1 rRNA gene is annotated in these 1427 nt (G+C 57.5%); it reads right to left on the bottom strand.

Annotation, left to right across the window (positions count from 1 at the left end):
• Nucleotides 1-1300: ribosomal RNA gene (locus K3179_RS13385) — 23S ribosomal RNA — on the bottom strand; the annotation flags it as partial.
• Nucleotides 1301-1427 lie beyond the last annotated feature (127 nt).

The following is a 1427-nucleotide window of genomic DNA, read 5'->3' as shown; positions in this document are numbered from 1 at the left end:
TTTTGCGTTACCGCTATCTCAGCTTTCCCTCTAATAAAAGAGGAATCGCCTCAGGCTACGTAAGTTGCTGGAATGTTAACCAGCATCCCTTTCGAGAAGCGGGGCTCCCCCCTCCCAGACCCTCGCGGGAGAGGTCGGGGCTGCCCTCTTGGCAAATGACCTTCGCCATTCTCTCAGGACCGAATCACTCATGCCCAAACACAGTCGACATGAAAACCTTCTCCACATCAGTCCAAAAGGCTTGCACTTTTGTAGTTGCTACTTCCACCAAGATGTGCACTGGGGTCAGCTCCACGCGAGGTCACCCTCTGCGCTTCTTCGCGTAACCCCACGCCCGCCTACGCGTTGATGTTTCCTTCGACAAAAACCCCATGCATGCCCTGCCTGGCTTTCCGTCACATCAACGGTCTAGTATAGACCCCCGGCTTTAGCGCGATCCATTTTCTGGGCCACTCGATTCGATTCGTGAGTTGGTCGACACTCCTTAGAGCATGAATACTGCCAATTCTAGCTTCGAATTGTCTTAACCGAATGACGCCATTTATGGTCTCTCATGAGCCGAAAGTTACGCGTCTTAACTAGACTATCGGTTCATCCCGAATTGCCTTCCCAGCTTACCTGGTGAGGCCCACTAACGGCACAACAGATTCTCCCGGAGCCCGTTCTGTACGGCTGCCCTCCTCAAGCCGGAGGGAAAAGGCGGCCTCTACGTAACGGGGTGTCGCAGAGGGCTTGCGCCCCCCGCCTCCCTCGCACACATTCAGAGTTTGAGAGTCGGATGAAGGATTTTCTCCCCCACTACCTCCAATCATTCGCTTTACCGTGTGCAACTCTGTCAAGCGTGCCGCTGCTATCCTTAGGGACATTTCGGCGGGAACCAGCTAAGAGGGGGTTCGATGAGTCTTTCGCCCCAATCCAAAACTCTGAGGAATGATTTGCACGTCAATACCCCTTCGGACCTCCACCGGGGTTTCCCCCGGCTTCATCCTGGTCTTGGATAGATCACCCCCTCTCGGGTATACGCTCTGCCGCTCAACCGCCCTGTCCCCGAAGGCCGAGGCCTAGGGTCAGAGGGCCGTGCTGCGGGCCTCCGCGCCCACCTCCCTCGCGGGAAGGAGCTGTCAGTGCCTTCGCACGTTCTAAAAGCCGGCTCGACTACTTGCTTTCGCTGCGCGTGTAGGGCTCGTCCGTCCCCTTCCACTCGCGACAGAGTGTAACTCCTAGGTCCGTGTTTCAAGACGGGCCCTATGGCACCGCACTCCAGTTTAGTGTAAGACAGTAGGCCATGCATGAGATGAGCCAATACGCTCTGGGGATGGGAGCGACTGCTGGCGGCGCCTTGTGAAGGCCCCCTGCCCGCACGTGGAGCGCGAGCAGGAGAGGAAGAGAGCCTCTCCCGATCAGCCGCCCCGGCTGCCCCCTCACCC

Origin of the sequence: Qipengyuania intermedia, from assembly GCF_019711615.1 — a bacterium.
GTDB lineage: Bacteria > Pseudomonadota > Alphaproteobacteria > Sphingomonadales > Sphingomonadaceae > Qipengyuania > Qipengyuania intermedia.
The sequence above is the reverse complement of the archived record's forward strand: the minus strand, read 5'-3'. Positions and strand labels throughout refer to the sequence as shown.